This is a genomic window from Paenibacillus sp. J31R120 (genome assembly GCF_056269225.1).
Window position 1 is genome coordinate 860,439 of record NZ_JBWDNN010000002.1, and the last position, 25,048, is coordinate 885,486.

A 25,048-nucleotide genomic window follows, 5' to 3' on the forward strand; every position below is an offset into this window, starting at 1 on the left:
AGAACCTGCCGCTGCCCGCCGTGCATTCAAAGCTTATCTAGCTGCCGCTGCTGCCTTCTCCAGGCGCTCGCCCCACTCTGCAGTCGTGATGCGTTTGTCCAGCAAGGCGATGATGCTGTCTTGCAGAGCCGTTTCTACGTCTGCATTAACGATTAGTGCTGGTGCTACAACCAGGTTGTCACTGTTGAAGTAGTTCATAGCCGTCTTCACGACCGGTCCAGCCGTAGAGTTCTCCAGATCCGCTTTTACGTTCATGATGGCGCCAGTCATCTCTGCCCAGTCAACAGCGAATTGCTTCGTGAAAATGAACTGAAGGAATGCTTTTGCCGCTTCCGGATTTTTCGCTTTCTCTGAGATGGCTACAGATGCTGTGTAAGGAATTGCAACGAACTTCTCACCTTTGTCTTGCATGACGGATGGGATGAAGTCGAACTCGAAGCCTTCCGGCACGTCTTTGCTCATTTCGTTCTCCAGCCACAGCCCGTTCGGGATGAACGCCGCTTTATGCTGGAGGAATGACATTTGGGAATCGGTATGGTTCAGTGCGATCGCGCCTGGATCGATCAGGCCAGCGTCGCGGATTTGGACGATTTTGTCCAGTGCCTTCATGACCGGCTCGCTCTTGAAGATGCCTTCCTCCAAGCTTGCCATTCTGGAGATGATGGAGGCGTCTCCGCCGTTAGCCGATACGATAGCGGAGTTGACCAGACCGCCGTTGATGTAGTAAGGGTATACGCCTGTATGGATATACGGGGATACGCCGGACGCTTTGATCTTCTCGCTCACTGCCATGAAGCTTTCGAAGTCGGTCGGTGTTTCCCAGCCTTGCTGTGTGAACCAAGCTTTGTCGTAGAACGTTCCCCATGAGCCGAATACGAGCGGCATTGTAAAGTTTTTGCCGTTGTAATCAGTTGGCTGTGCAATCGCAATGTCGAGAATCTTCTCGCCGTCGCCGTTCGTTGCGCCTTTCAGGAAGTCGGTCAGGTCCAGCAGCTGCGCATCAGTTACCATTTGCGCTTCGTTGGAGCCTGCGCCGTCGATGTAGACGAAATCCGGCGGGTTGCCTTGAATCCAGCGCGGTCTCATTTGGTCGTTAATTTGGGAGCCTGCCGTTTGCTTAATGTTCAGGTTCGGGTTTTGCTTTTGGAATTCGCCAATGACATGCTTCCACCAAGTGTCGCCGTAGCCGCCTACGAAGTACTGAATTTCGAAGTCGCCAGTCAGACCTTCGCTGCCGCCGTCTCCATTGCCGCTATTGCCGCCGCTGCCGCTTCCTTGGTTTGTACTGCTAGGTGCAGGTTTTTCGTTGTTTGCGCCGGAGCAGGCTGCCAGCATGCTGAATGTAAGCGCGAGAATCAAAGCGACCAGCAAAGACTTGTTTTTCCAAGTGTTCATAGATTCAATCTCCCCTTAAAATATGTTTGTGGTAGAAAGCGCTTGCAGTGCGGGTTAATCATGCTGCAGAAATGCCTGTCATTTCACGATCCTCCTTTCCTTATGCCAAAAAAGGACATTAGAAACGAAGCGCGTCTTGCCTGCTTCGATAACTAATGCCCTTTCGGTAACACATTATCGTGAAATGTATGAGGTTTGTTTTACGTGTCAAATACTAATAAATAATTACTGATCTGTCAATCTTTTATTTTTAATCAGGTTTGCTCACGCTGGTTCAGACGTTCAATATGCAAGGTCAGAAAGCCGATTTCATCGTCTGGAACGGGCTTTTTGAGCTGTTCCTCCAGAATGGCGCTAAGCGTGAGCGAGCGGCTGTACGACAGCGGATATTCGACCTTGATTTTGTGCAGCAACGGGTTTTTGATATGCGCCTCCTTGCGGACGCGGTCAATCAATCCCTTGAGATGCGAGATAAAACGGAGGGAGGAGAAGGAGTCGCTGAAGTTAAGTCCGAGTTCCTTCGCTTCGTCCATAATTTTGGCGACAAGCCTGACGACGGCAAGCGTCTCCGTACCGCGCTCGCGGTTGCGCGCGCCATGAAAGTGCATGGCCAAAAACGCAATTTCATCCTCGGGAAGCCCTGCATCCAGCTTCTCGTTCAAGTAGCTGACTGCCTCGGAGGCTACGTCGTATTCATCCTTGTACATGAGCCTGATCTCATACGAGAACGGATTGGTAATCAGCACGCCTTGACGGCAGCGCTCGATGGCAAAGTTGATATGATCGACAAGCGCAGCGTGAATCCGCTCGGAGAACTCGCCCTCCAGCCGCTGCTGGGCCATAGCGATGACTTCCTCCGTCACGCCTACGATGCGCGTATCGACATTGTTTAGGATTTGTTCATAGTGTTCAATGGTTTCCATGGTATGCAATAAAAACTCCTGTGTAATTTCGGATTCGCCAATGGCCATGCCAGGCTGCCGTTTGAAGCCGATTCCTTTGCCGAATGCAATGGAATTTTTACCGGAGGATAGCTTAGTCATCACGACATTGTTCGAAAGCACATGAATGATCTTTCTTTCAATTGCGGCCATCTTCACTTACCCTCCATTCAATCAGCGTTTTGGTTGGTTTGCGCCTTCAGAATCTCTTCCTTGATCAGCTCGGAGTCCGTCCCGAAGACGATATGAACGCCATTTTTTCCGATGCGGATGATACCTGCAGCACCCAGCTCACGCAGCTTCTGCTCCTGGACAAGACCGGAATCATGCAGCGTCAGACGCAGCCGGGTAATACACGCGTCGATATCGACCATATTCTTGTACCCACCGATAAGCTCGGTTACTTCGGACGCTTTGTACGCAATCAGCTTGATATTGGGTGTTCTAAGCGCCGTGACCGCAGGTGCGGATACGGTAGCCGAAGCCTCGGAGACGGCCTCGTGAATAGGCTCGGGAGTAGGGGCATCCGGTGACGGCCCCACTTCCGCAAGCGCTTCCGTTTTATCGTCTGCCCTGCCTGGCGTTGCGAAGTTGAACGCACGGATCAGGATATAGAATACAAAATAATAGACGATAAAGTAAGCGGCGCCAACAGGGAATACCAGCCAAGGGTTAGTTGATTGGCTCCAATTGATGGCAAGGTCGATGAAGCCTGCAGAAAACCCAAACCCGACTTTCACCTCGAGCAGATGCATAATCATCATCGACAAACCCGTCAGAAAGGCATGAACGATGAACAATGCGGGAGCAACCAGCATAAAGGCAAATTCGATCGGCTCTGTAATGCCTGTTAAGAATGAGGTGAAGGCGGCGCTTAGCATAATGGACATAATGACTTTGCGGTTCTCCGGTTTCGCGCATCTTGCCATGGCAATAGCGGCGCCCGGCAAGCCGAACATCATGATCGGGAAGAAGCCCGTCATATAAGTGCCCGCCGTAGGATCTCCCGCATAAAACCGTGTCAGGTCGCCCTGTGCGATCTTCCCGCCGGCTTCCGCGAACTCGCCGATCTGGAACCATAAGATATGGTTCACGATATGATGGAGGCCGGTAGGGATAAGCAGCCGGTTAATCGTACCGTACAGGAACGTTCCGATGCCGCCCGTTGATTCCAGCCATAGTCCGAAGCCTTGGATGACATCCTGAATCGGCATCCAGATGAAGCCGAGCAGTCCTCCCAGCACCGTCATGGTAAGAGCGGTAATGATCGGTACGAATCGCCTGCCTGCAAAGAAACCTAATGCCTGGGGCAATTGGATATCCTTGAACCGGTTGTAGAGGTAGGCGGTAATGCCCCCTGTAATCAGACCGCCAAGGACGCCCATCTGCATATTCGTCCCCGCCAGATCGCTGGATTGCATCACTTCGAACGTGCGCATCACTTCCTGGAACACCATGTAGCCTACGGCTGCGGACAGAGCAGCAACGCCTTTTCCCTGCGTTAAGCCAATCGCAATGCCGATGGCAAAAAGCAGGGGAAGATGGTCGAAGATCGCTCCGCCGGCGGCTTCGCAGATCGCTGCAAGCTTGATCAGAAAAGGATGGTCGAACTCGATCTTGCCGAACCGGTACAGAATGGCAGCAGCAGGCATGACAGCAATGGGAATCATAAATGAACGACCAATACGCTGAATGTAACTCATTTGTTGTCATACACCCCATTTTATGGAAAAGAAAAAGGGCATAGCTCAAGAACGCTATCTCTTCTTGAACTAATGCCCTCGCGGTAACACGTTCGAATTTTATACGATTATTCACAAAAATTATACTATTTTGTCCTAGTTCCTGTCAAAGCAAACTTTGCTTAACAGGTGTGGCTTTAGGCGGTTCGGCCTTGTCTCCGTAACGAAGAAACAGCCATACGCCAAACAAAATAAAGATGCCGGCTCCGAGCTGATACGCGGTCAGTGCTTCCTTCAGCAGCACCCATGCCAGCAGGGAGGCAATGACAGGCTCGCCAAGCACCGACATGGAGACGGCGGTTGCGTTCATATACTTCAGCAGCCAGTTGAACAAGTAATGTCCGAAGAGCGTAGGGACAATTGCAAGAAGCAGGAAGATGCCCCACTCGCGGGCTTCGTAGCCCGTGAAAGCGTGCCCTTGAACGACGTTATAGACGGCGAGGAAGGATGCGGCGAAGGCGAATACCCAGAAGTTATACGGAAAAGCATCCATGTCATCGCGCAGCTTCTTGCCAATGAGCATATGAAGCGCGACTGCGACGGTGCCGAAGAAGGACAAGGCGTCTCCATACAGAGCGGTGCCGGACAACCGGAAATCACCAGCGCCAATCACGAACGAACCGGCAATGGCGATGCCCATTCCCCATAACATCATGCTGTTGGCCTTCGTGCGGAACAGCCAGTACGAGCCCAGCATGACCATAAGCGGCTCAAGCGTCAAGATGACGGTCGAGCTGGCTACGGTCGTATAGCGAAGCGATGCCATCCATAACAGAAAATGAAGAGCCAGCATCGCGCCGGAAGCAGCGAGCCAGCCCCATTGCCGCTTGCTCAGCCGGAACAGCGATGAACGGTACTTCCATACAAAAGGAAGCAGCAGTATATTCGTTAGATAAAGCCGGTACATGGCGATCACCGCTACATCGGCTTCAGACCACCGGACAAAGATCGACGAAAAAGATATGGCGACAATACCGATCAGATATAGAAGCTCAATACCGGTAAAGCCTTTCATGCTGCGTGTCATAGGTGATGCTCTCTCCAGTCGTTTCACAATAAATTCGTTTATTAAGAGGATGTAGGAAGGGTTAATAAAGGCCCCAAGTTAACATGAATACAACGAAGATCATACTCCCGCCGCCACCCGCTGTCAAAGGCATTTTTGGGGAAAAGGGCAGGGATGCCATTCAAATCTGAGCATTGTGCGGATTGCACAAAGTATGCGCCAACAAATGCTGAATCGAGTTAAAAACCTGCCGATGAAATGGAGCTCATGTTATCTTCTGATTAAAGCTTTAACGACTAGGTATGCTATATCAAAAAAGATCGCAGATGCGCCGATAAGAGGCGTGATCTGCGATCTTTTTTCATCTATAAGCGACCATTGCTGCTATTGATGCTCTGTATCTGATGTCTCCGTCTCGGCAGTTGCTTGTGCGGGTATGTCCTGTGGCGAAGAATGGTTAGAGTCGGTAGCTTTATCTTCTGAAGGAGCATCGGTTGGCGAAGAAGATATGGCTTTCGCCGGCTTGGCTGCAGGTATGGGCTTGCTCGCTTGCTTCTCCAGCTCTGCCTGGAAGTAGCTCTTCATCTCCGCTTCCTTGCGCGGATCATCCAGCTTCACCTTGTCCTTCAGCACATGCAGGACAAATGACTCCCATGTCGGCTCCAGCTTCTGGGAGCGGAGCAGCCGGATTGCGTTTTTCACCAGCCTGCGTTCCTTGGCGTTTGTGAACAAATCCTTATAATGCTGCGTATAACTGAAGTCCAGCTGACCATATACGCTGCGGAAGATATCGGCCGTCATGCGGGCATCATCCAGCGCCCGGTGCGCGGAACCGTCCGAAGACAATCCCAGCTCGGTCAAGGCGGCTTCCACACTGACATCGTTGGTCAGGCCTTTTACACGGATATAGCCTTTCAACAAATCATAATAAGGCATGGCTAGCCAGTAGGCATCATCCATCTTATGCATGCGCGTATCAAGCACAATCCGCTTCAAGTCTTCGCCGCCCCACGTAACAAGCACGGGCTGCTCGCTTTTGCCGAGCCATGCCAGGAATTCACGAATGACCTTCGGAAATCCGGCTGCGGTATTAATGGATTCCTGCGGAATGCCTGTCTTTTTCTGAATAAAGGAATTCAGCTTCGGAAAGTAGACCGGCTTAATAAATGCGGTAAATTCGTCTATAGGTTGAAGCGAGGCGTCGAGACGCACAGCCCCGATCTCGATAACTTCCATGGGCAGATCGCTGGCGAATTTGCGCCCGTTAAATTCAATGTCCAACACGATGTAATCCAATTCGATGACCTCCGGTTAATGGCATGCATTATTCATTCTAGCAGATTTGCGCCGTGAATGCGTAGCTCACGGATAGCAATGTGACAGTATTGTAATTTCAATGACTATGGAAATCGTATATACTAAGAACGGTAGAAAGCTTAAGAGACAGAGAGTGGAGGCAGCGAAAAAGCATATGGAACAGTTTATTTTGTGGCTGAAGTATTTGGTGCTGGGCGCGGTGCAAGGCTTCACGGAGCCGATTCCGGTCTCGTCGAGCGGCCATGTCATCATTGCCCGTGAGTTAATGGGAATGGAACAAGAAGGACTTTCATTCGAAGTATTCCTGAACACGGCATCGTTAATCGCGATTTTATTCATCTACAGGGCGATGATCGGGCGGTTGATCGTGAACGGATACCGCTTTATCCGTACCCGCAAGGCGGAGTACAAATCGGACTTTATGTTTATTGTTTATGTTGTGCTGGGCACCATCCCGGCAGGCCTGATCGGCTTCTTGTTTCAAGAGGACATCGAGCGACTCTTCTCGCATGCCAAGATGGTAGCGATATCGCTGCTTGTGACGGGTATTGCCTTATGGCTGATCCGTAACCTTAGAGGGAAAAAACGTGATGGCGATCTGAGCGCGAAGGACGCTTTAATCGTTGGGTTGGCTCAGGCTGTGGCGCTTATCCCGGGTATCAGCAGATCGGGTTCGACTGTTATCGCATCCATTGCAGTAGGCATGAGACAGGAGACGGCACTCAGATTCTCCTTCATGCTGTATATTCCGATTAGCCTTGGCGGTGTCGTATTGGGGCTGAAAGACTTCTCCAGTGATCCGATCTCGTCATCCTTGGTCGGCCCTTATGCGATTGCCTTCTTGGCTACGCTCGTACTTACTTATTTTGCAATGAAATGGCTCATGAACATCATGGAGAAAGGCAACCTGAAATATTTCGCTTACTATTGCTTCGCGGCAGGTATTTTGTTGCTTCTATTCCTCTAATGAAAGGTTCTTACAACGTCATTAAGGCGTTCAACTTTTTTATCTATGGCGCTCTGTCAGTGTACAGCACGTTTTTTGCCCTCTATCTGCAAAAGATTGGATGGTCGACGCTGGAAATCGGCACGCTGCTGGCAGGCGGCCCTATCGTATCGATTGTTGCCAACCCGTTATGGGGATACTTAAGTGACCGATTCCGCAATATCCGGCTCGTCATTCTTATTATGATGGCTGGCGCAACGGTCATTATGCAAATCGTTTTTCTGGCACAGTCTGATACGGTTATTTATACGGCGATGCTGTTTTTCTTCTTTTTCCAAATGCCGATGTTCTCGCAAAGCAACAGCTTGATTCTGAATGCGATTGAGGGTACGAAATACAAATTCGGCTCGTTCCGGCTATGGGGGTCGATGGGCTGGGCCGTTCTGGCGGCTGCATCCGGTCCGGTCATCGGACACATTGGCATCGAGCGGTTATGGATTTTGTATACGGCGATGATGCTGATGTCGATTCTGTTCGCGCTGGGTTTGCCGAAGGGAGAATCCAAGGTTGCGGTCAAGGCGGAGAAGACGAATTATCGCTCCATCTTTGCCAACAGGGCGTTTCTGCTTTTCTTGCTGCTCGGCCTGGTATTATCGATTCCCAATTCGATGAACCAGACCTTTATTGCGCTGTATATCGCCGAGCTTGGCGGACAAGCAGATATGATCGGATGGGCGGCGTTTTTCTCATCCATCTTTGAAATTCCGGTATTTTTGCTGCTGGACCGCTACTTGAAGCGCAATACCAAAACGATGATGTACTGCATGATCTTCGTCAGCCTGTTATTCACGCTGAGATGGGCGCTTATGGCGGGCGCGGATAGCGGCTTGCAAATTATATTCGTGCAATTGCTCCACTGTGTCACGTTCGGCGGCTTCTATTATATCGGCACGCAGCTTACGGCGCTGCTAGTGCCGGCGCAATACCGCGCCTCGGGACAAGCTGTGTACGCGCTAATCTATGGTGGTGTGTCTGGCATGGCGGCAGGCGTCATCGGGGGCTGGCTGTTCCAGAACCTGGGCGCGCAGTCGATGTACATCTCCGGAGCCATCATGGCTTTGGTCGGCGTAGCCGGCTTTGTTGCTCTGTACGGCATGGTGCGCCGTTCAGGTGTTGCTGCGGACGGAGTGTCGGCAGGTTAATCCTGCATGCAAAAAGCTCGACTCTCCTGGAATGGGAGAGGCGAGCTTCTTTTGTTGTGGCTTATTGCTGCGTTGAGGATGACGCGAACTTCATGGGGGAATGCTTCTCGGCATCGGCTTACTTTTTGGCGAGTTGTATGGTGAAGTAGATTGTGGTGCCTATTATAGCAGCAAGAGCGACTGGCATCAGCCAGCCCATGCCATTGGTGTGGTCTTGCGCGGAACGGACGAGATTCCACAGGATGATGCCGAACAGCAGTGAAATTTCGAATTTCATCCAGCTGAGCATTTGAATGGAGAGACGGTATTTTTTCTCTGCATTCTCCTTTGTCAGCGTAGTAGGATAGTTAAATTGATGGGGGATTTTGCGCAGCAGCGAAAGCCCGAGGAACAAGAGCAATCCGATGATCGGCAGGATCAGAGAAGTGCCTTTACCACCCCAGCCGTCCGCTTCGCCAGCCGCGTTGAAATGGATAGGTACCTTTGCCGGAAGATCTCCCCACACCAGAAACAGATTGATAGTAGGCACTGCCAAAGCCAGCAGAGATAATCCGTCGAGCAGCCATTCGAGCTTCGTCCTAGAAATGGGTATGATTGGTCGATTGGTCATGAAAATCACCTCTTTCTGGAATGGGTTTAATCCCTTTACGCGGTTGTCAGAATAAAGTTTCGGGAGTACAATTGGACTTATGTTTTTTGTGCTGCTATAGAGAAGAGAGAAGGGTTGCCATCATGAATACCGCTAAGTCCGCCGTTAACCAGGCGACAACTACACCAGTCGGTCGATCCAAGCGGTTATGGATTGCGTTAATATTAGGAGCGCTATCCGGGATTGGACCACTATCTATTGATATGTATTTGCCTGCATTGCCTACGCTTGCAGGAGAGCTTGGAGCTTCGGCTTCAGTGGCGCAGCTCAGTCTTACTGCTTGCTTGCTCGGCATCGCACTTGGTCAGCTGATCGTTGGTCCCATAAGCGATGTGACAGGGAGAAGGAAGCCGCTTCTAATTGGTATAGCCGTCTATGCAGTTGTATCGTTGCTATGTGTCATCTCTCCGAATATATGGACATTTATCGCACTTCGGTTTGTGCAAGGTCTTGCCGGGGCGGCGGGTATCGTTATTGCCCGTGCAAGCGTGCGGGACTTGTATTCCGGCGTAGAACTGACGAAGTTTTTTGCCTTATTGATGCTCATTAACGGGGCTGCCCCGATTCTCGCTCCAATGATCGGAGCGGAAATATTGAACTTCACTTCGTGGAGAGGCGTATTCGCGGTTCTTAGCGTGTCTGGGCTGCTGATGATGGCCGCGATCTACTTCGGCTTGAAGGAGACGCTTCCGATGGAGCGCCGCCAATCCGGGGGCCTCAGCAACACGCTTCGGATCTTCCGCAGGCTGGCGGGCGATCGCGTCTTCATGGGATATGCCATGACGCAGGGCTTTATGATGGCTGCGATGTTCGCTTACATCTCGGGCTCGTCCTTTGTTTTGCAAGAAATCTACAACGTCACGCCAAGAACGTACAGCTATATCTTTGGCCTGAACGGGATCGGCATTATTATTGCCAGCCAAATCGCTGGGCGCCTGGCAGGCAAGGTGGAAGCGCGCAAGCTGCTCATAAGCGGACTTATGATGGCGGGATGCGGCTCTGTGCTGCTGCTTGCGACGGCTTTCTTGAAGCTGGATTTGCCGATGATCGTCGCAGGGTTCTTCCTGGTCGTGTCCAGCTTGGGCATCACATCCGCCACCACTACTTCGCTGGCTTTGCAGGATCAAGGGCAAACTGCTGGCAGCGCGTCAGCTATGCTTGGCATGCTGTCCTTTATCTTCGGCGGCCTTGCCGCGCCGCTCGTCGGACTTGGCGGCGAGGGTACGGCGGTACCGCTTGCTATCGTCATCTCGTCGCTCGTGCTTGCAGCCTTCATCAGCAACATGTTGCTGACGAAGCGGAAGTAATGTGTGTAGGGTTGCCACCCGAAGTTGCACCATCGCCGGGTGGAAGATGTACGCAGGAATGCGGTCGGAAGTCGAATGGACTAATTAGTATGTATGTAGAACAAGCCGCGCCGGAATGGCGCGGCTTGTTCCACTATTACAGGAGATTGGCGCTGACTCGGTTACGGATTGCGATGGGTCGGCGAAATAGCGTTGTGAGAAACGCTTTATTGTTCGGTAGAGCTCCAATTGGCGAATTAGTGTTGCGAGAAACCATTAAACGTTCGTCAGCGCTCCAAAAGACAAATTAGTGTTGTGAGAAACCGTTAAACGTCCCTCAGCGCTCCAAATGACACATTAGTGTTGTGAGATACCATTAAGCGCCCGTCAGCGCTCCAAATGACACATTAGTGTTGCGAGAAACCGTTAAACGTGCCTCAGCGCTCCAAATGACACATTAGTGTTGTGAGAATCCATTAAACATTCGTCAGTGGTCCAAATGGCACATTAGTGTTGTGAGAAACCGTTAAACGTCCCTCAGCGCTCCAAATGGCACATTAATGTTGCGAGAAACCATTAAACGTTCGTCAGCGCTCCAAAAGACAAATTAGTGTTGTGAGAAACCGTTAAACGTCCCTCAGCGCTCCAAATGGCACATTAGTGTTGTGAGATACCATTAAACGTCCGTCAGCTCCAAATGGCACATTAGTGTTGTGAGATACCATTAAACGCCCGTCAGCGCTCTAAATGGCACATTAGTATTGTGAGAAACCGTTAAACGTCCTTCAACGCTCCCAAATGGCACATTAGTGTTGTAAGAAACCGTTAAACGTCCCTCGGCGCTCCAAATGACACATTACCGTTGTGACACACAGCTAAATCCCAGCACAACCATCATCAAGCTCTGGCCACAAACACAGTGAACTCGCGGTTTCGGTATACGCAATCGACCTCGGCGAAGCCAGCGTCGCGCAGCCATTGCAGCTGGTCGGTGAGTGTGGCGTCAATGTCCAGCAATCTGCGCTTCTTCGAAGCCTCAATATCTTCCGGCTCCAGATCGGTGGCGGTTACCGCCTCAAGCCATAACTGCTTGAACTCGGCGACGAAAGCGGGAGAGGAGCCCGCTGCCTGGTCGGCATTGACGAATACGCCGCCCGGCTTCAGCATGGAATGGATTTTGCGGAATAGAACCTGTTTGTCCTCATGAGTCAGATGGTGGATGGAGAGTGATGAGACGATAGCGCAATAAGAACGTTCAAACTCATAGGTCAAATAGTCTGCAGCAATGTATTCCAGATTGGGATGGTCTGCAAAACGGGCCTTGGCCTTCTCCAGCATATCCTCGCTGAAATCGACCATTGTTACATGAGCGCCGGGATATTTCTCCAGCATCATGGCGGAGAGCCTGCCGGTACCAGCACCCAAATCCAGAATATAAGGCGCATCATTAGCCACATCTGCCCAAGTTACCGCAGCTCCGTAGAAATCCTCATAGCAGGGGATCAGCTTACCATGTTTGTCATCATAGCTTGGCGCGGCTTGATCAAATTGCTTTTTTACATTGTTCTCCATGTGAAACCCTCCTCGTCATCTGACAGTCGTATTTTTTCTAAAGACTAGCCCTTTGGATGTCGAATCGATTCGATACCTTCATCTTAACGGTCTAATCGCCATAGTTGAAATATATAAAACAAATAATCTATATAGTTTATACCTATAAATAGAGGAGTAGCAGCCTCTATATCGCATGGAATTATGAAATCCATGCCATATCCAGGCTGCGAATCGAGCAGGAGCTTCGCATTTTACAAAGTGACATAGAGGACTCTAATTCATTTCGCTGATCAACTTACAGGGTCAACTAAAAAGCGATGCTGCTTGTCCGGTGCGGCGAAATGGAGCAATCGAGCTCCTTCATCCCGGAGCGATTCCATATCTTCATCCCTAATGGGCTCGAACGGCTGAAGCCGCAAGTTCGCCGATTCTTTGTTCTCCTCAATCGTCCAAGTGCCGCGAACGAAGCCATCTGTCAAAAACGTCGATCGGACAAGACCGTTGATCGTGATGATTCTTGACTTGTACACCGCAGGCATAATCCGTGTACGGTCGCTGTAGGAAATCAGCATGTTGTCAAATTCGGACAGGTAACGCACGGGAGCAGGCATATCTTCTGGCGGAAGCGGAGCGCCGGGCAGATCATAAAGCTCATTGCCTGCTTCATCCTTGAAGCATTCAAGCTCCGATGCCCATTCCTGGATATACGGCTTTAAGCGGGTCATACCCGACCATGCCTGCATGTCCTTAACAGAAGCGGGACCGAATGCACCTAAATATCGGAACAGTATCGACTTGATAGCTGCATCAATATCGTCCTCAGCTTTGCCTGAGCTGTTAATTCCGCCATTCGCATTTTCTTGTAAGTCGCCGATGCCGCCAATTCTCTGACGGTCAGGGCCGGTCGCGAGCCAATGCTCCAAAGGCACATGTCTGGCAGCGCCGCCTTGCCCCCAGAGCCCTCGGGGCGGAATTTGAGCGAGTGGAACGAGGTTGCGTGCGGTCGAAGAGAGCACGGAAGGCTCATGCCCCGGCCAATCCTGTTGCAGCTGCTTGCCCAGCTCTTCAAATGTAATAGGTTGCTCTGTGGCAAGCTTGACTGTCGCCAGGGCTAGTTGAGCCAGATCTACCCCGCCAAGCTTTTTGCCGTTATAGCTAATGATGGTACGTTCCAACATCGGGGCAAGCGCAGCCCGGAATAATCGGGCATCCCGTGCGGTTACCAAATGAATCGTAGAGCGCATAAGGGCAATACGAACTGCCTGCCTGTTACTCAGCAAATTCGCAAGCGACTCCGGTTCGAAATTGTCCAATCGGCTCCATAAAGCGTAATAAGGCGGCATCGGGGCTTGAGCTTGAATGCCGGCCAGACGCTCGATCGCTTCAAGCGGAGAAATTCGGCTTCGACGCAGCAGCAGCTGACGTTCCAGCAGCGCACGGTTCAGCCTTTTTAATGAAAGCGTACGGTTAGTCGGAAGTATATCGCCCATCATTCCTCGCATCCTTACCTATCGTTTTTCCACGGCATGACAAGTTGCGCACGTCTTCGGATTGATGCGCTTCCCGAAAAGGTCTATAATGGGCCGTAGGTTAAGTCTATTATCGAACATAGAACCACATAAAGGGAAGAGGGATTGGATCATGAAAAAGCTTAGAGTGCTGCAACAGCTGACGAAAGCGGGAGTTGTTGCGGTTTTGCGCGCCGATTCGGCGGAAGAAGTAGCGGAGATGGCCCGCCGCGCCATCAAAGGCGGAATTAAGGCGATTGAAATTACGATGACGGTACCGTTCGCGCTTAGAGCGATCGAGCAATTGTCCAAAGAATACTCCAGCGATGTCTCGCCGGATGCTGATAATTACGCGATTATCGGCGTGGGTACCGTGCTTGATCCGGAGACGGCTCGCGCTGCCATCCTGGCAGGAGCAGAATATGTGGTCGCTCCTTCGCTGAGTGCCGATACCATCAAGATGTGCAACCGTTATGCGATTCCGGTTATGCCGGGTACGATGACGATTCAGGAAATCCAGACGGCACTTGAGCTTGGCGTTGACGTCGTTAAGCTGTTCCCGGGCAACCTGTATTCGCCAAGCGTCATCCCGTCCATCAAAGGACCGCTGCCGCAAGCGAACATTATGCCGACTGGCGGCGTATCATTGGACAACCTGAAGGATTGGATCAAGGCCGGCGCGGTTGCGGTCGGTATCGGTTCCGATCTGACGAAGGAAGCCGTGAAGACAGGAGACTTCTCCATTATTGAACAGAAAGCTGCCGCTTATATCGCGGCATACCGGGATGCGAAGGGCGTCTAGTCCTTCCCGGCGCGGATGAGTCTGGGAGCGCTTGCTTCGAGTGGCGATTCGGGTTATAAAAGAAACAGGATGTACAAGCATGGACTAATATTACTTAGGTAAAGGAGTCGTTTGTTGAATGGATTACCGGATTGAAAAGGACACAATGGGCGAAATCAAAGTTCCTGCGGATAAGCTATGGGGCGCGCAAACGCAGCGCAGCTTGCAAAACTTCAAAATTAGCGGCGAACGTATGCCGATCGAAGTCGTATACGGAATGGCCATCGTGAAAAAAGCATCCGCTTTTGCCAACCACAAGCTGGGCGTATTGGATGAAGAGAAGGCTGTTGTGATCGGCGAAGCGGTAGACGAGATTTTGAGCGGCAAGTGGGATGATGAATTCCCGCTTGTGGTATGGCAGACAGGCAGCGGCACGCAGACGAACATGAACGTGAACGAAGTGGTGGCACGCCGTGCAAACCAATTGCTTGAAGCAAGAGGCAGCGCGACACGCATCCACCCGAACGATGATGTGAACCGTTCCCAAAGCTCCAATGATACGTTCCCGGCGGCTATGCATATCGCAGGCGTTATCGCAGTAGAGGACCGGCTGCTTCCGGCACTGGACTTGCTGAACGGCACGCTGTATGCGAAGGCAGAGAAGTTCAACGATCTGGTTAAAATCGGCCGTACCCATCTTCAAGATGCGACTCCTATTACGCTTGGCCAAGAAATTAGCGGCTGGTACTCCATGCTGGACAATACGCGCGCGATGCTGGTTCAAAGCGTAGATACGATGCGTGAGCTGGCTCTGGGCGGAACAGCGGTAGGCACGGGGCTTAACGCGCACCCGGACTATGCGGTTGCAGTAGCTGAGGAAGTAACGGCGCTGACTGGCAAAACGTTCATTACGGCGAGAAACAAGTTCCATTCCTTGACGAGTCATGACCAAATGGTCTACACGCACGGCGCAATCAAGGCGCTTGCAGCGAACCTGATGAAAATCGCCAACGACGTCAGATGGCTGGCAAGCGGTCCGCGCTGCGGCATCGGTGAGCTGTCGATTCCGGAGAACGAGCCGGGCAGCTCCATTATGCCGGGCAAAGTCAATCCGACCCAAAGCGAAGCGATGACGATGGCGGTATGCCAGGTAATCGGCAACGACGCGGCAATCGGCATGGCGGCAAGCCAAGGCAACTTCGAGCTGAACGTCTTCAAGCCGGTTATTCTGTACAACTTCATTCAATCCGTTGCGCTGATGGCGGACTCGATGATTTCCTTCAACGACAACTGCGCAGTAGGCATCGAGCCGAATGAAGCGGTGATCAAACGCAACCTGGATCAATCGTTGATGCTGGTTACGGCGCTGAACCCGTATATCGGCTATGAGAATGCGGCGGCAATTGCGAAGAATGCACATAAGCAAGGCCTGACGCTGAAGGAATCGGCGATTGCCAGCGGCCTTCTCACTTCGGAGCAATTCGATGAGTATGTTCGTCCTGAGAACATGATCGGCAAGCGTTAATTAAACGATAGAATAGATAGTGGCCATCTCCTGAAGCGTACGCGTCTCAGGGGATGGTCTTTTTTTCGATACGGGTGTTAGACGTTCTTAGAGGGCAGTTTCGGTGCGGAAGAAAGTCGATCTGTGCTATGATACAGATAGCCGTTTCTTGCGGCTCTATCATGTGGACAAAGTAGGGTAGCGACATGCATTTATTATCAGTTGAACATATAACGAAAACGTATGGCGAAAAAGTACTGTTCAGGGATGTGACGTTCGGCGTAGAGGATGGCGACAAGATTGGCATCATCGGCGTCAACGGAACGGGAAAATCGACCTTTCTGAAAGTGATCGCTGGCGTCGAGCAAGCGGATTCCGGCTCCATCTCCATCGGCAACCGGGTTGTCGTGCGGATGCTGGCGCAGGACCCGGTATTTCAGCCCGGAGAGACGGCGCTGGAGCATGTGCTGGGCGGCGATTCGCCCCAGCTCAGAGCTGTTCAGGGGTATGCCGCAGCGATGGAGGCCATTGCGCTGAAGCCTGAGAGCGAGGAGCTTCAGTCCGCGCTTATTGCCGCGAACCAGCGTATGGATGAGCTGGACGCATGGCAGCTTGAGAACGAAGCGAAGACGGCTCTCTCGAAGCTGGGCATTCAGCAATATGAGGCCAAAGTAGAGACGCTGTCCGGCGGTCAGCGGAAGCGTGTTGCGATGGCGGCTGCCTTGCTGCTGCCGTCCGATGTGCTCATTCTGGATGAGCCGACCAACCATATCGACAATGATTCTGTCGCATGGCTGGAGGGGATGCTTCAGAAGCGCAGAGGCGCGCTGCTTATGATTACGCATGACCGGTATTTCCTCGACCGGGTCAGCAATCGGGTCATCGAGCTTGATCGCGGCGAAGCGTATTTCTATCAAGCGAACTACAGCCGCTTTCTGGAGCTGAAGCTGGAGCGGGAGGAGCGCGAAGCTGCTTCCGAGTCAAAACGACAAAATTTGCTGCGCAACGAGCTGGCCTGGATTCGCCGCGGCGCCAAAGCGCGGACGACGAAGCAGAAGGCGCGCATCGATCGGTTCGAGACTTTGAAAGCGGCAGGGCCGAAGGCATCCGACGGCAAGCTTGACCTGTCCGTCGCTTCTTCACGCCTGGGCAAAAAAATCGTAGAAGTCGAAGCAATCTCCAAGAGCTATGGGGACCGCACGCTTATTTCGGATTTCAGCTACATAGCGGTACCTGAGGACAGGGTTGGCATCGTAGGCCGGAACGGAAGCGGCAAGTCGACGCTGCTAAGGCTCATTGCGGGCAAGCTCGCGCCGGACTCCGGTACGGTAGATCTGGGGCCGACAGTTAAGCTGGGCTGGTTCTCCCAGGAGCGTGAAGAGATGGATGAGACGCTGCGGGTGATCGAATATATCCGCGAGGAAGCAGATCAGGTGAAGACGGCGGACGGTACAGCCATTCCTGCCGGCCAGATGCTGGAGCGGTTCCTGTTCTCGCCGACGATGCAGTGGACGCCGATTGCCAAGCTGTCGGGCGGTGAGAAGCGGAGGCTTCAGCTTCTGCGGGTTCTGATGAGCGCGCCTAACGTGCTGCTGCTCGATGAGCCGACGAATGATCTGGATATTGCGACGCTGACCGTGCTGGAAGATTATTTGGACGATTTCCCGGGCGTTGTCTTCGTGGTTTCTCATGACCGTTACTTCCTGGACCGTACGGTGGAGAAGATCATTGCGTTTGAAGACGGCGTTATTACGCATCATACAGGCAATTATTCGGATTATCAGTCCAGCGCGGCGAAGCGGGAGCAAGCAGAACCAGCGGTAGACAAGGCGGGGGCTGGCAAAGGTGCAGCGGCGGCCGGCCAGACAGAAGTGTCCAAGCAGCAGCCAAGGGAACGCGCCCTAAAAATGTCGTACAAGGATCAGAAGGACTTCGAAGCAATTGATGGCTGGATTGAAGAGGCCGAGGGAGAGCTGACCCGGATTGCCGCGGCGATGGAGGCAGCCAGCAGCGACTCCGCGAGGCTCCAAGAACTGACGGCTGAGCAACAGCAAGCGGAAGAGAAGCTGGAGGCGCTGATGGACCGCTGGACGGAGCTGAATGAGCTCGCAGAGAAGATCGAAGCGCAGAAGCGCGGCTAGTTGGAGTTCGGAAGTATACCCGTTATTACGTTTGTTCATCAAGAAATGGGATGTTCACAATATAGACGACAAGGTGGTCATACGAACATGGCAAACAACACAAGCATTCGGAACATCTATTGCATCGGCCGCAATTATCGGCTGCATGCGCTCGAATTAGGCAACGAGGTGCCGTCGGAGCCGCTCGTCTTCACGAAGCCGTCCCATGCGGTGGCGGCTATGGATGGCAACGAAGTTGTAATGCCCGCTCATGTCGGCGAGGTGCATTTTGAGCTGGAGATCGTACTGCGCGTAAGCGAATCCTATCGCCCGGGAGCGGCGGATAGCGAATGCTTCGATGCGATGACGCTTGGACTGGATATGACGCTGCGCGACGTGCAATCCAAGCTGAAGGCGAAGGGCCAGCCTTGGCTTGCGGCCAAAGGCTTCAGAAACTCGGCTCCGCTTGGCCGCTGGATTCCGTATCCGGGTGAAGCTGCACTTACAGAGAGTACCTTCAAGCTCGTGCGCAACGGAGAAGAAGCCCAAGTCGGATGCTCCAAAGACATGCTGTTCGGCATTACAGAGCTCGTGCGCTATATCGAGGAGCATTACGGACTAGGCGCCGGAGACCTGATCTATACAGGCACGCCTGCCGGCGTAGCGGCGCTTCATGACGGCGATGTGCTTGAAGCGGTATGGGCAGGAGAGAAGCTGGGCGATTGCCGAATTGTGATGCGGTAATGACGGAATATCACAATATCCAAAGCAGTTCAGAGTAACCATTTAATTTACTGAAAAAAGCGGGCCAGTGTGAACTGGTCCGCTTTTTTTGGGGGAACTGTTTGTATACAGGGCATCCCCCGCGTTTATCTGCCGTTGAATGCGCTCAGCATCCAGACATGTTTCTCCAGCGAGGTATGAATCGCGAGCAGCATGTCGGCTGTCGTCTCGTCACCGGATTTCTGCGCGACTTCCATACCTTGCTTCAACTCGTCGATAATGACGGTGAAGTCATGGATCAAATGGTCTACCATCTCGACGGCTGTCTCATTGCCTTCCGCTTCCTTAATGCTGGACTCTTCTAGGTAGTCGCTCATTTTGGCGATTGGCTGGCCTTTTACCGCAAGGAGGCGTTCGGCAATCTCATCGACATGGAGGGCTGCTTCTTCGTAAAACTCCTGGAACTTTTCATGCAGCGTAAAGAATTGCGAGCCTTTCACGTACCAATGGTAGTTGTGGAGCTTAATATAAAGCACGCTCCAGTTGGCAATTTGACGGTTCAGATGTTGTTGTACAGTATGCATAATGATCATCCTTTCGGTTGTTAAAATACGTAGTTTACTTCGGCCGGTCAACGCGTTCCGTATTCCGTTCTCCCGCTAGTTTGTGCCAAATGGGGAAGGGCAATACGAGCCTGCTGAACGAAACGACTGAATGGAATAGCTCGATATAAATTTAGATCAATTCCCTGTTTATAATTATTACAAAGTAATAGTCATTTGTCAAGGATGTGCTCCATCTGACATCTTTCAAGAGCTCAATTGTCGTCGATCGATTGGATAAGGCCGCTCTTATCATTTACCCGAATAAGGTGGGCTTGAAACGGAAGCAGTATATCGGTATTAGCCAGTTGATGCGAATGGTTGCTGGTGGGATTGTTTTATCAAAATAAAAAGAGCCGCATTCTCGCTTTTGGGAAAGCAGAGATGCAGCTTCGTAATTTAGTATCGATAGATAATGGTTACACATTTAAAGGTCTCTTGGAAGAGAGGGAGTCGATGAGACTGACTTAAATGGTGTGCGATCGCCCAGCTGGCGGAATTAAGTCGATCGGATCGACTTAATGGTGAGTAAACGCCTAACTGAAGGAATTAGATCGGTCAGACCGACTTAATGGTGCGCATACGTCCAACTGAGGGAATTAGATCGGTGAGACCGACTTAATAGTGCGCAAACGTCTAACTGTGGGAATTAAGTCGGTGAGACCGACTTAAATGGTACGATCGCCCAGCGGGCGGAATTAAGTCGATCGGATCGACTTAATGGTGCGCGAACGCTTAACTGAAGGAATTAGGTCGGTCAGACCGACTTATATGGTGCGCACACGTCCAACTGAGGGAATTAGATCGGTGAGACCGACTTAAATGGTGTGCCACCGCCCAGCTAGCGTAATTAAGTCGATGGGATCGACTTAATCCCTCACCTCACCTTAGTTAGAAGCTGCGACAGCAGCTTTCTGCTCCGCTTCAGCGAGCATGAAGATGGTGAGTACGAACATGGCATGCGACCATGTCAGCGGCACCACCCATGCGGTTTCTCCGGTTACTTTGTCGACTTGTTCCGGCAGCAAGCCTGTCTCGGTGCGATGAGCAATCGCCCAGCCCAGCAGCTTGCGGGCAGCGGCCAGGTCGCCTGTCGCTACGCGGTAGTGGGCAAGCCACAGCGTCGTCAGAATCCAAGGATTGCCGCCAATGTAGATATCGTCCTCATAGCGCTTGATGCCGCCTACGCCCGGCACGCTCAGAGCCGCTTCGATCGTGTCAGCCGTGCGGCGCATGCGATCATGCTCAGGCGCTACTGCCCCGAATGGCACCGCGATGCCGAGCAAGCTAATGTCAACGATCGGATCATGCTTCAGCACGTGCTTCTCGTAGCCTTTGTCGAGCTGCTCAATATGGCCGTTGAAGCCAGCGGAGACAGCTGCATCATACTTCTCTTTGCTTACTTTCAGGTTAAGGCCGCGGTAGAAGCTGCTGCCTTCCTCGTTCCAGCATTCGTCCATGATCACATACGCAATGCGGGCTGCAGCACTTCTCCAGTCCTTCGCAAGCGCTCCATGGCCCAGCAGCTCGGCGAAGCTTGCTGCGGACGTCAGGCCGCCGTATACGGCAGCAGAGGAGTACGTATGGGATGCCTCGCGCTCTTCCCACAGATCAATGCTTGGCTTCGGCAAGCCGCTTTCTTGATCGATGAAAGTCATCAAGAAGCCTGCGCCTCTCTCGACAGCAGGCCATACCTGACTCGCGAATGCCATATCCTGCTTCTCCAGATAGTGCTGCCACATGCCCCATAGGATGGAGGAGCCTTCATCGATCTGCAAGCCCCATGAAGGCGCAAGGCCGCCATCGTGATAGTGGCGCTGCTGCCAGGAGCCGTCAGGAGACTGAGCAGTCAGCGTCCATGCATAGAAGCGGTCGGACAGCTCATTCAGGCCGGCTTTATCCAGCGCGGTCGTAATGAAGGCAGCGTCCCGGCCCCAGCAGAAGGAGTAGCCGCCGCAGCGGGAGAAGTTCTCGTCAAACTCGGGAGCGGCGATGATGCTGCCAGTCTTCTCGTCGGACATGAGCTTGAACATCAACACGGAGCGCTCATACAGCTCTTTCACATCCTCACCTTCGATTGGGCAAGGCTCAGCTGCATCAACATAGGCGTTCCAGTATGCATTTGTAAGACTAGCAAGCTCCTCGCTTGTTTTCCCTTTCACTGTCGCAAGCTCTTCAAGCGCCTGCTCCTCATTGTGTCCCGCTGCAATGTATACAGGTATCGTAACGCTCGTACCCGGCTGCAAGTCGCGTACATCCCACGACATTGCGCCATCAGGACGCATATCGATCATATTGCCGTTCAGCTCGCTGTTTTGCACCGCATCCCAGGACAATCCGGCCTGGAACTTTGCGCATACGTTTGCACTTGAAAGCGCAAAAAAATACCCGTTGCGGAAATGAATCAAGGCATCGGCTGAAGGCTGGAACATTGTTGTGTTGTACAGTCCGTTCTCACTAATCAGGAAGCAAGAGTGAAGCAGAAAGCGGAAGCTTTGGGCAACAGAACTGTCATTTTTGAACGTGTACTGGCGTACGATGACATTGCTCTCCGGCACGGCAAAATGCAGGCTTTCCACCGAAATCGGCTGCTCGGAAGAACGAGCGTCTACACGAAGCACATTGCTGCGCTTGACATAAGCCGTTTCATGCTGCCAGCCGTCTTGCTCGCCGTCGAACCATGTTGGCGCTTTACCTTCGACTTGCAGGCCGGTACGCATGGCATCGACATGCTGCGGCGTATCGATATTCGGCCACCATAGCCGGTACAGGCGTCCAGTCCGGCCCAGCGATGCCAGGAAAGAAGAATTGCCGATAATGGCGTCTACTAAATATGGCTTGTTGTTGTTCATGTGTTTAGCTCCTTTTATTTACGGCTTGTATGGAGGAATCGCGTACGATCAGTCTATGCGGAATGATCATGCGAGGTTGATGAATATCTTCTTCCATGATGCGACGGATAAGCAGTTGAGAGGCAGTGTATCCCAATTGATAGGTTCCAATGTCAATGGAGCTGATTGGCGGTGTGGCAAGCTCGGATAAGGCAATATTGTTAAAGCTTACCAGGCTGATGTCATCCGGAACGGTATAGCCAAGCTCATTAAGCCCTCTCAGCACGCCGAAGCCGACCACATCGTCGATGACGACAAGTCCGCTTGGACGCTCGGGCAAGCTCATCATGAAGGACATGGCGCGGTATCCGCTTTGCTGCAGAAATTCGCCTTCCACAATCCATTCAGAGCGCATCGACAGCCCGGCTTCGCGCATGGCTCTCCGGTAGCCGGACATCCGGTCATGGGATACCGTCAAATTCGGCGGTCCGCTGACGAAGCCAATTCTCTCATGCCCTTGGATAATCAAATGTTGGGTTGCGTCGTAGGCTGCTTGTTCATTGTCATTGTCCACCGAAAGAATATTCTGATGGCCTTCCGAACGTCCGATGAGGACAGTAGGGAAGTTATGATTGTTTAAGATATCGATGAGCGGGTCATTCGTTCTCGCCGATAGCAAAATAACGCCATCGACTCTGCGGCCAAGAACAAGACGGGAGATCGTTTCGTTCTCATCCTGCGGAGAAGTGGCGGCTGCAAGCAGCATGTCATATCCCGCTCTCGTGGATTGCGTCAGAATGCCACGCAACAACTCCCCGAAGAAGAAGTCCTGGAACAGCTCCTCGGCAGGGCGCGGAAGCATGATGGCAAGCGTCCTTGTCGTCTTGGACACAAGGCTCTTCGCCATGAGATTCGGATGGTAGCCCATCTCATCCATAATTTTTTTTACTTTCATAGATGTTGCTTTACTGATTCGCGGATGGTTCGAGACCACCCTGGACACCGTGGAAGGCGATACTCCCGCGGCCTTTGCTATGTCTTTTATTGTAACCATCATGCGAGCCCCCAATGAGCAACCTGAATTGACTGCGCTAATAATGAATATTATGTTCATCCTAATGCAACTTTTGCTCATATGTAAATATATATCTTGGCGCCCGCTTTCACAAATGACGAAAAACTGAGCAAGAGGGAGAATAAGAAAGGAAAACGAAGCGTTCCCTGAGAAGATTGATCAAAATGAACTGTGCAAACGTTTTAACAAATGACAGGGCATGTTGTATATTGATTACACGAATAGAACGCTTTCAAAAAGTGCTATTTTCGAAAAACAAGCGAATTCAATCCAGAAATGTATTGAAGCTCGCCATTTTTTGAGAAAAGTGTACAAACGTTTGCGCATTGGCCCGATAAGAGAAGCAAGGTATTGCCGCATAGCGGAGCTTCTCATGCTGAGTGGCATGGCGAATCGCATAAGATGCGGGGGAATATTGCATTTTATGGATATGAACGTTTGAAGGATAACAAAAAAGAAAGCGAATTCATTCGAACATATCCACGTACTGGGGAAGGGGATCATTAGAATGAAAAAATGGTTTGTCATGACACTGATCGTTTCTTTGTTTGTCGTAGCCGCATGCAGCGGTAACAACGGAGGTGGCGGCAACGCAAGTCCGACCGCAAACGGCAGCAACAACACGCCGACGGAGGATCCCGGCAATTCGGGAGGCGATGATACGAATTTGACGCCTGAAGCCGGAGCGAGCCTGGTTATTTGGGACGCCAACAACCAAGCGGCATTCCTTCAGGAAATGGGCGCCGAGTTCGAAAAGGAATACGGTGTGCCGGTCAAATTCGAAGAAGTGGGCAATACGGACCAAGTGGCCAAGCTGATGACTGACGGACCTGCAGGTCTCGCGGCCGACGTGCTTCTGTTCCCGCACGACCATATCGGCAGCGCCGCCTCCGCCGGACTTCTGCTGCCGAATACGGCATTCGAGGAAGAGGTTGTTAGCGAAAACGCCGAAAAAACGGTCAAAGCGATTACCTACGACGGTATTTTGTACGGTTATCCCCGTTCAGTTGAAACGTATGCCATGTTCTACAATAAAGACTTGATCCCGGAAGCACCCGCGACGTTTGACGATATCTTCACCTTTGCGGAAACATTCAATGATCCGGCCAAGAACAAATTTGCGTTTGCTTGGGAATTGCAGCAATTCTTCTATAATTTTGCATTCCTGGCTTCGCAAGGAGGATACATGTTCGGAGACGACAATACCAATAGCGCGGACATCGGCTTAAATAACGATGGTGCGATTGCTGGCGCAAAGCTGATGGCGGAAATCAAAGAAAAGCTTCTTCCGTTGAATACTGGCGATATTGACTTCGATATCAAAAAAGGCTTGTTCCTCGACGGATCGCTCGCGATGGAGCTCAATGGCCCTTGGGCGCTAGCCGATTACAAGAATGCTGGCATTAACTTCGGTGTAGCTCCGCTGCCGAGAATCGGCGACAATCAGATGACGTCGTTCTCCGGCGTTCAAGCCTATTACGTCAATGCCAACTCGAAGTATCCGCAAGCGGCGCAATTGCTGGCGCGCTTCCTATCGACAAAGGAAATGCAAATGAAAAACTTTGAAATGAACAGCTTGCTTCCATCGAATGAAGAAGCCGCTAGTGATCCGGCGGTTGCCAATGACGAAATCGTCAAAGCGTTCCTTCAACAATTTGAGAACTCGACTCCAATGCCTTCCATTCCGGAAATGGGCAGCGTATGGAATCCGATCACTTCGGCAATTTCCGAAATATGGAATGAGGGCAAAGATCCAAAAACAGCGCTCGATAATGCCGTCGCTCAAATTAAAGACAGCATTGGAACGAACTAAGAGCAGCACATGCAAACATGGAATGCTTCACGGTTTCCCCGCCTTTAGCGGGG

The 25,048-nt window shown here is 51.8% G+C and carries 19 protein-coding genes; 8 read left to right on the forward strand and 11 right to left on the reverse strand.

The window, feature by feature from the left end; genetic code table 11:
* Positions 1-33: 33 nt before the first annotated feature.
* The 5 genes from AC0YNW_RS10385 to AC0YNW_RS10405 form a co-directional block, all read right to left on the reverse strand.
* Positions 34-1,395, reverse strand: coding sequence for an extracellular solute-binding protein (locus AC0YNW_RS10385; RefSeq protein WP_475831882.1), 1,362 nt, complete (start codon positions 1,393-1,395; stop codon positions 34-36).
* 254 nt (positions 1,396-1,649) lie between these two features.
* Complete coding sequence (locus AC0YNW_RS10390; RefSeq protein WP_475831883.1) at positions 1,650-2,489, reverse strand: PRD domain-containing protein; 840 nt, start codon at positions 2,487-2,489, stop codon at positions 1,650-1,652.
* A 17-nt stretch (positions 2,490-2,506) separates the two neighbouring features.
* Positions 2,507-4,039, reverse strand: a complete 1,533-nt coding sequence (locus AC0YNW_RS10395; RefSeq protein WP_475831884.1) for a PTS transporter subunit EIIC — start codon at positions 4,037-4,039, stop codon at positions 2,507-2,509.
* 145 nt (positions 4,040-4,184) lie between these two features.
* Complete coding sequence (locus AC0YNW_RS10400; protein WP_475831885.1) at positions 4,185-5,105, reverse strand: DMT family transporter; 921 nt, start codon at positions 5,103-5,105, stop codon at positions 4,185-4,187.
* Between the two features lie 363 nt (positions 5,106-5,468).
* Positions 5,469-6,380: a 3'-5' exonuclease gene (locus tag AC0YNW_RS10405; protein WP_475831886.1), complete on the reverse strand. Its 912-nt coding sequence runs from the start codon at positions 6,378-6,380 to the stop codon at positions 5,469-5,471.
* Between the two features lie 175 nt (positions 6,381-6,555).
* On the opposite strand from AC0YNW_RS10405, the gene AC0YNW_RS10410 reads away from it, so the two are divergent.
* Together AC0YNW_RS10410 and AC0YNW_RS10415 are read left to right on the forward strand one after the other, a co-directional pair.
* Positions 6,556-7,368 (forward strand): undecaprenyl-diphosphate phosphatase, encoded by an 813-nt coding sequence (locus AC0YNW_RS10410; protein WP_387470537.1) that lies wholly within the window; start codon positions 6,556-6,558, stop codon positions 7,366-7,368.
* Positions 7,368-8,549 (forward strand): MFS transporter, encoded by a 1,182-nt coding sequence (locus tag AC0YNW_RS10415; protein ID WP_475831887.1) that lies wholly within the window; start codon positions 7,368-7,370, stop codon positions 8,547-8,549. The genes AC0YNW_RS10410 and AC0YNW_RS10415 overlap by 1 nt, the downstream gene beginning before the upstream one ends.
* Positions 8,550-8,667: 118 nt before the next feature.
* Here AC0YNW_RS10415 and AC0YNW_RS10420 read toward each other — a convergent pair whose 3' ends face one another.
* A complete protein-coding gene (locus AC0YNW_RS10420; RefSeq protein ID WP_475831888.1) occupies positions 8,668-9,159 on the reverse strand; it encodes a DUF1648 domain-containing protein in 492 nt (163 codons plus the stop codon).
* Between the two features lie 122 nt (positions 9,160-9,281).
* On the opposite strand from AC0YNW_RS10420, the gene AC0YNW_RS10425 reads away from it, so the two are divergent.
* The gene (locus AC0YNW_RS10425) at positions 9,282-10,505 is read left to right on the forward strand and encodes a multidrug effflux MFS transporter (protein ID WP_475831889.1); all 1,224 of its coding nucleotides are present in this window, start codon (positions 9,282-9,284) and stop codon (positions 10,503-10,505) included.
* 876 nt (positions 10,506-11,381) lie between these two features.
* On the opposite strand, the gene AC0YNW_RS10430 is transcribed toward AC0YNW_RS10425, so the two are convergent.
* A complete protein-coding gene (locus AC0YNW_RS10430; RefSeq protein ID WP_475831890.1) occupies positions 11,382-12,056 on the reverse strand; it encodes a class I SAM-dependent methyltransferase in 675 nt (224 codons plus the stop codon).
* 272 nt (positions 12,057-12,328) lie between these two features.
* Complete coding sequence (locus AC0YNW_RS10435) at positions 12,329-13,531, reverse strand: winged helix DNA-binding domain-containing protein (RefSeq protein WP_475831891.1); 1,203 nt, start codon at positions 13,529-13,531, stop codon at positions 12,329-12,331.
* A gap of 148 nt (positions 13,532-13,679) precedes the next feature.
* On the opposite strand from AC0YNW_RS10435, the gene AC0YNW_RS10440 reads away from it, so the two are divergent.
* The 4 genes from AC0YNW_RS10440 (at position 13,680) to AC0YNW_RS10455 (ending at position 18,695) form a co-directional block, all read left to right on the forward strand.
* Positions 13,680-14,348, forward strand: a complete 669-nt coding sequence (locus AC0YNW_RS10440) for a bifunctional 2-keto-4-hydroxyglutarate aldolase/2-keto-3-deoxy-6-phosphogluconate aldolase (RefSeq protein ID WP_475831892.1) — start codon at positions 13,680-13,682, stop codon at positions 14,346-14,348.
* Between the two features lie 118 nt (positions 14,349-14,466).
* A complete protein-coding gene (gene fumC, locus AC0YNW_RS10445; protein ID WP_387469745.1) occupies positions 14,467-15,852 on the forward strand; it encodes a class II fumarate hydratase in 1,386 nt (461 codons plus the stop codon).
* A 185-nt stretch (positions 15,853-16,037) separates the two neighbouring features.
* A complete protein-coding gene (locus AC0YNW_RS10450; RefSeq protein ID WP_475831893.1) occupies positions 16,038-17,972 on the forward strand; it encodes an ABC-F family ATP-binding cassette domain-containing protein in 1,935 nt (644 codons plus the stop codon).
* Positions 17,973-18,059: 87 nt separating this feature from the next.
* Positions 18,060-18,695, forward strand: a complete 636-nt coding sequence (locus tag AC0YNW_RS10455; RefSeq protein WP_475831894.1) for a fumarylacetoacetate hydrolase family protein — start codon at positions 18,060-18,062, stop codon at positions 18,693-18,695.
* A gap of 125 nt (positions 18,696-18,820) precedes the next feature.
* Here AC0YNW_RS10455 and AC0YNW_RS10460 read toward each other — a convergent pair whose 3' ends face one another.
* The 3 genes from AC0YNW_RS10460 to AC0YNW_RS10470 form a co-directional block, all read right to left on the reverse strand.
* Positions 18,821-19,258 (reverse strand): Dps family protein, encoded by a 438-nt coding sequence (locus AC0YNW_RS10460; protein ID WP_475831895.1) that lies wholly within the window; start codon positions 19,256-19,258, stop codon positions 18,821-18,823.
* Between the two features lie 905 nt (positions 19,259-20,163).
* A complete protein-coding gene (locus AC0YNW_RS10465) occupies positions 20,164-22,128 on the reverse strand; it encodes a glycoside hydrolase family 15 protein (protein WP_475831896.1) in 1,965 nt (654 codons plus the stop codon).
* Positions 22,129-22,132: 4 nt separating this feature from the next.
* Positions 22,133-23,164, reverse strand: a complete 1,032-nt coding sequence (locus AC0YNW_RS10470; RefSeq protein WP_387469733.1) for a LacI family DNA-binding transcriptional regulator — start codon at positions 23,162-23,164, stop codon at positions 22,133-22,135.
* 526 nt (positions 23,165-23,690) lie between these two features.
* On the opposite strand from AC0YNW_RS10470, the gene AC0YNW_RS10475 reads away from it, so the two are divergent.
* Positions 23,691-24,995: a sugar ABC transporter substrate-binding protein gene (locus AC0YNW_RS10475; protein ID WP_475831897.1), complete on the forward strand. Its 1,305-nt coding sequence runs from the start codon at positions 23,691-23,693 to the stop codon at positions 24,993-24,995.
* The last annotated feature ends 53 nt before the right edge of the window (positions 24,996-25,048 follow it).

Bases quoted from the DNA above. Each gene is read 5' to 3' on its own strand.
- AC0YNW_RS10385 (WP_475831882.1), bottom strand. From the start codon at position 1,395: ATGAACACTTGGAAAAACAAGTCTTTGCTGGTCGCTTTGATTCTCGCG.
- AC0YNW_RS10390 (WP_475831883.1), bottom strand. From the start codon at position 2,489: ATGGCCGCAATTGAAAGAAAGATCATTCATGTGCTTTCGAACAATGTC.
- AC0YNW_RS10395 (WP_475831884.1), bottom strand. From the start codon at position 4,039: ATGAGTTACATTCAGCGTATTGGTCGTTCATTTATGATTCCCATTGCT.
- AC0YNW_RS10400 (WP_475831885.1), bottom strand. From the start codon at position 5,105: ATGACACGCAGCATGAAAGGCTTTACCGGTATTGAGCTTCTATATCTG.
- AC0YNW_RS10410 (WP_387470537.1), top strand. From the start codon at position 6,556: ATGGAACAGTTTATTTTGTGGCTGAAGTATTTGGTGCTGGGCGCGGTG.
- AC0YNW_RS10415 (WP_475831887.1), top strand. From the start codon at position 7,368: ATGAAAGGTTCTTACAACGTCATTAAGGCGTTCAACTTTTTTATCTAT.
- AC0YNW_RS10420 (WP_475831888.1), bottom strand. From the start codon at position 9,159: ATGACCAATCGACCAATCATACCCATTTCTAGGACGAAGCTCGAATGG.
- AC0YNW_RS10425 (WP_475831889.1), top strand. From the start codon at position 9,282: ATGAATACCGCTAAGTCCGCCGTTAACCAGGCGACAACTACACCAGTC.
- AC0YNW_RS10430 (WP_475831890.1), bottom strand. From the start codon at position 12,056: ATGGAGAACAATGTAAAAAAGCAATTTGATCAAGCCGCGCCAAGCTAT.
- AC0YNW_RS10435 (WP_475831891.1), bottom strand. From the start codon at position 13,531: ATGATGGGCGATATACTTCCGACTAACCGTACGCTTTCATTAAAAAGG.
- AC0YNW_RS10440 (WP_475831892.1), top strand. From the start codon at position 13,680: ATGAAAAAGCTTAGAGTGCTGCAACAGCTGACGAAAGCGGGAGTTGTT.
- fumC (WP_387469745.1), top strand. From the start codon at position 14,467: ATGGATTACCGGATTGAAAAGGACACAATGGGCGAAATCAAAGTTCCT.
- AC0YNW_RS10450 (WP_475831893.1), top strand. From the start codon at position 16,038: ATGCATTTATTATCAGTTGAACATATAACGAAAACGTATGGCGAAAAA.
- AC0YNW_RS10455 (WP_475831894.1), top strand. From the start codon at position 18,060: ATGGCAAACAACACAAGCATTCGGAACATCTATTGCATCGGCCGCAAT.
- AC0YNW_RS10460 (WP_475831895.1), bottom strand. From the start codon at position 19,258: ATGCATACTGTACAACAACATCTGAACCGTCAAATTGCCAACTGGAGC.
- AC0YNW_RS10465 (WP_475831896.1), bottom strand. From the start codon at position 22,128: ATGAACAACAACAAGCCATATTTAGTAGACGCCATTATCGGCAATTCT.
- AC0YNW_RS10470 (WP_387469733.1), bottom strand. From the start codon at position 23,164: ATGATGGTTACAATAAAAGACATAGCAAAGGCCGCGGGAGTATCGCCT.
- AC0YNW_RS10475 (WP_475831897.1), top strand. From the start codon at position 23,691: ATGAAAAAATGGTTTGTCATGACACTGATCGTTTCTTTGTTTGTCGTA.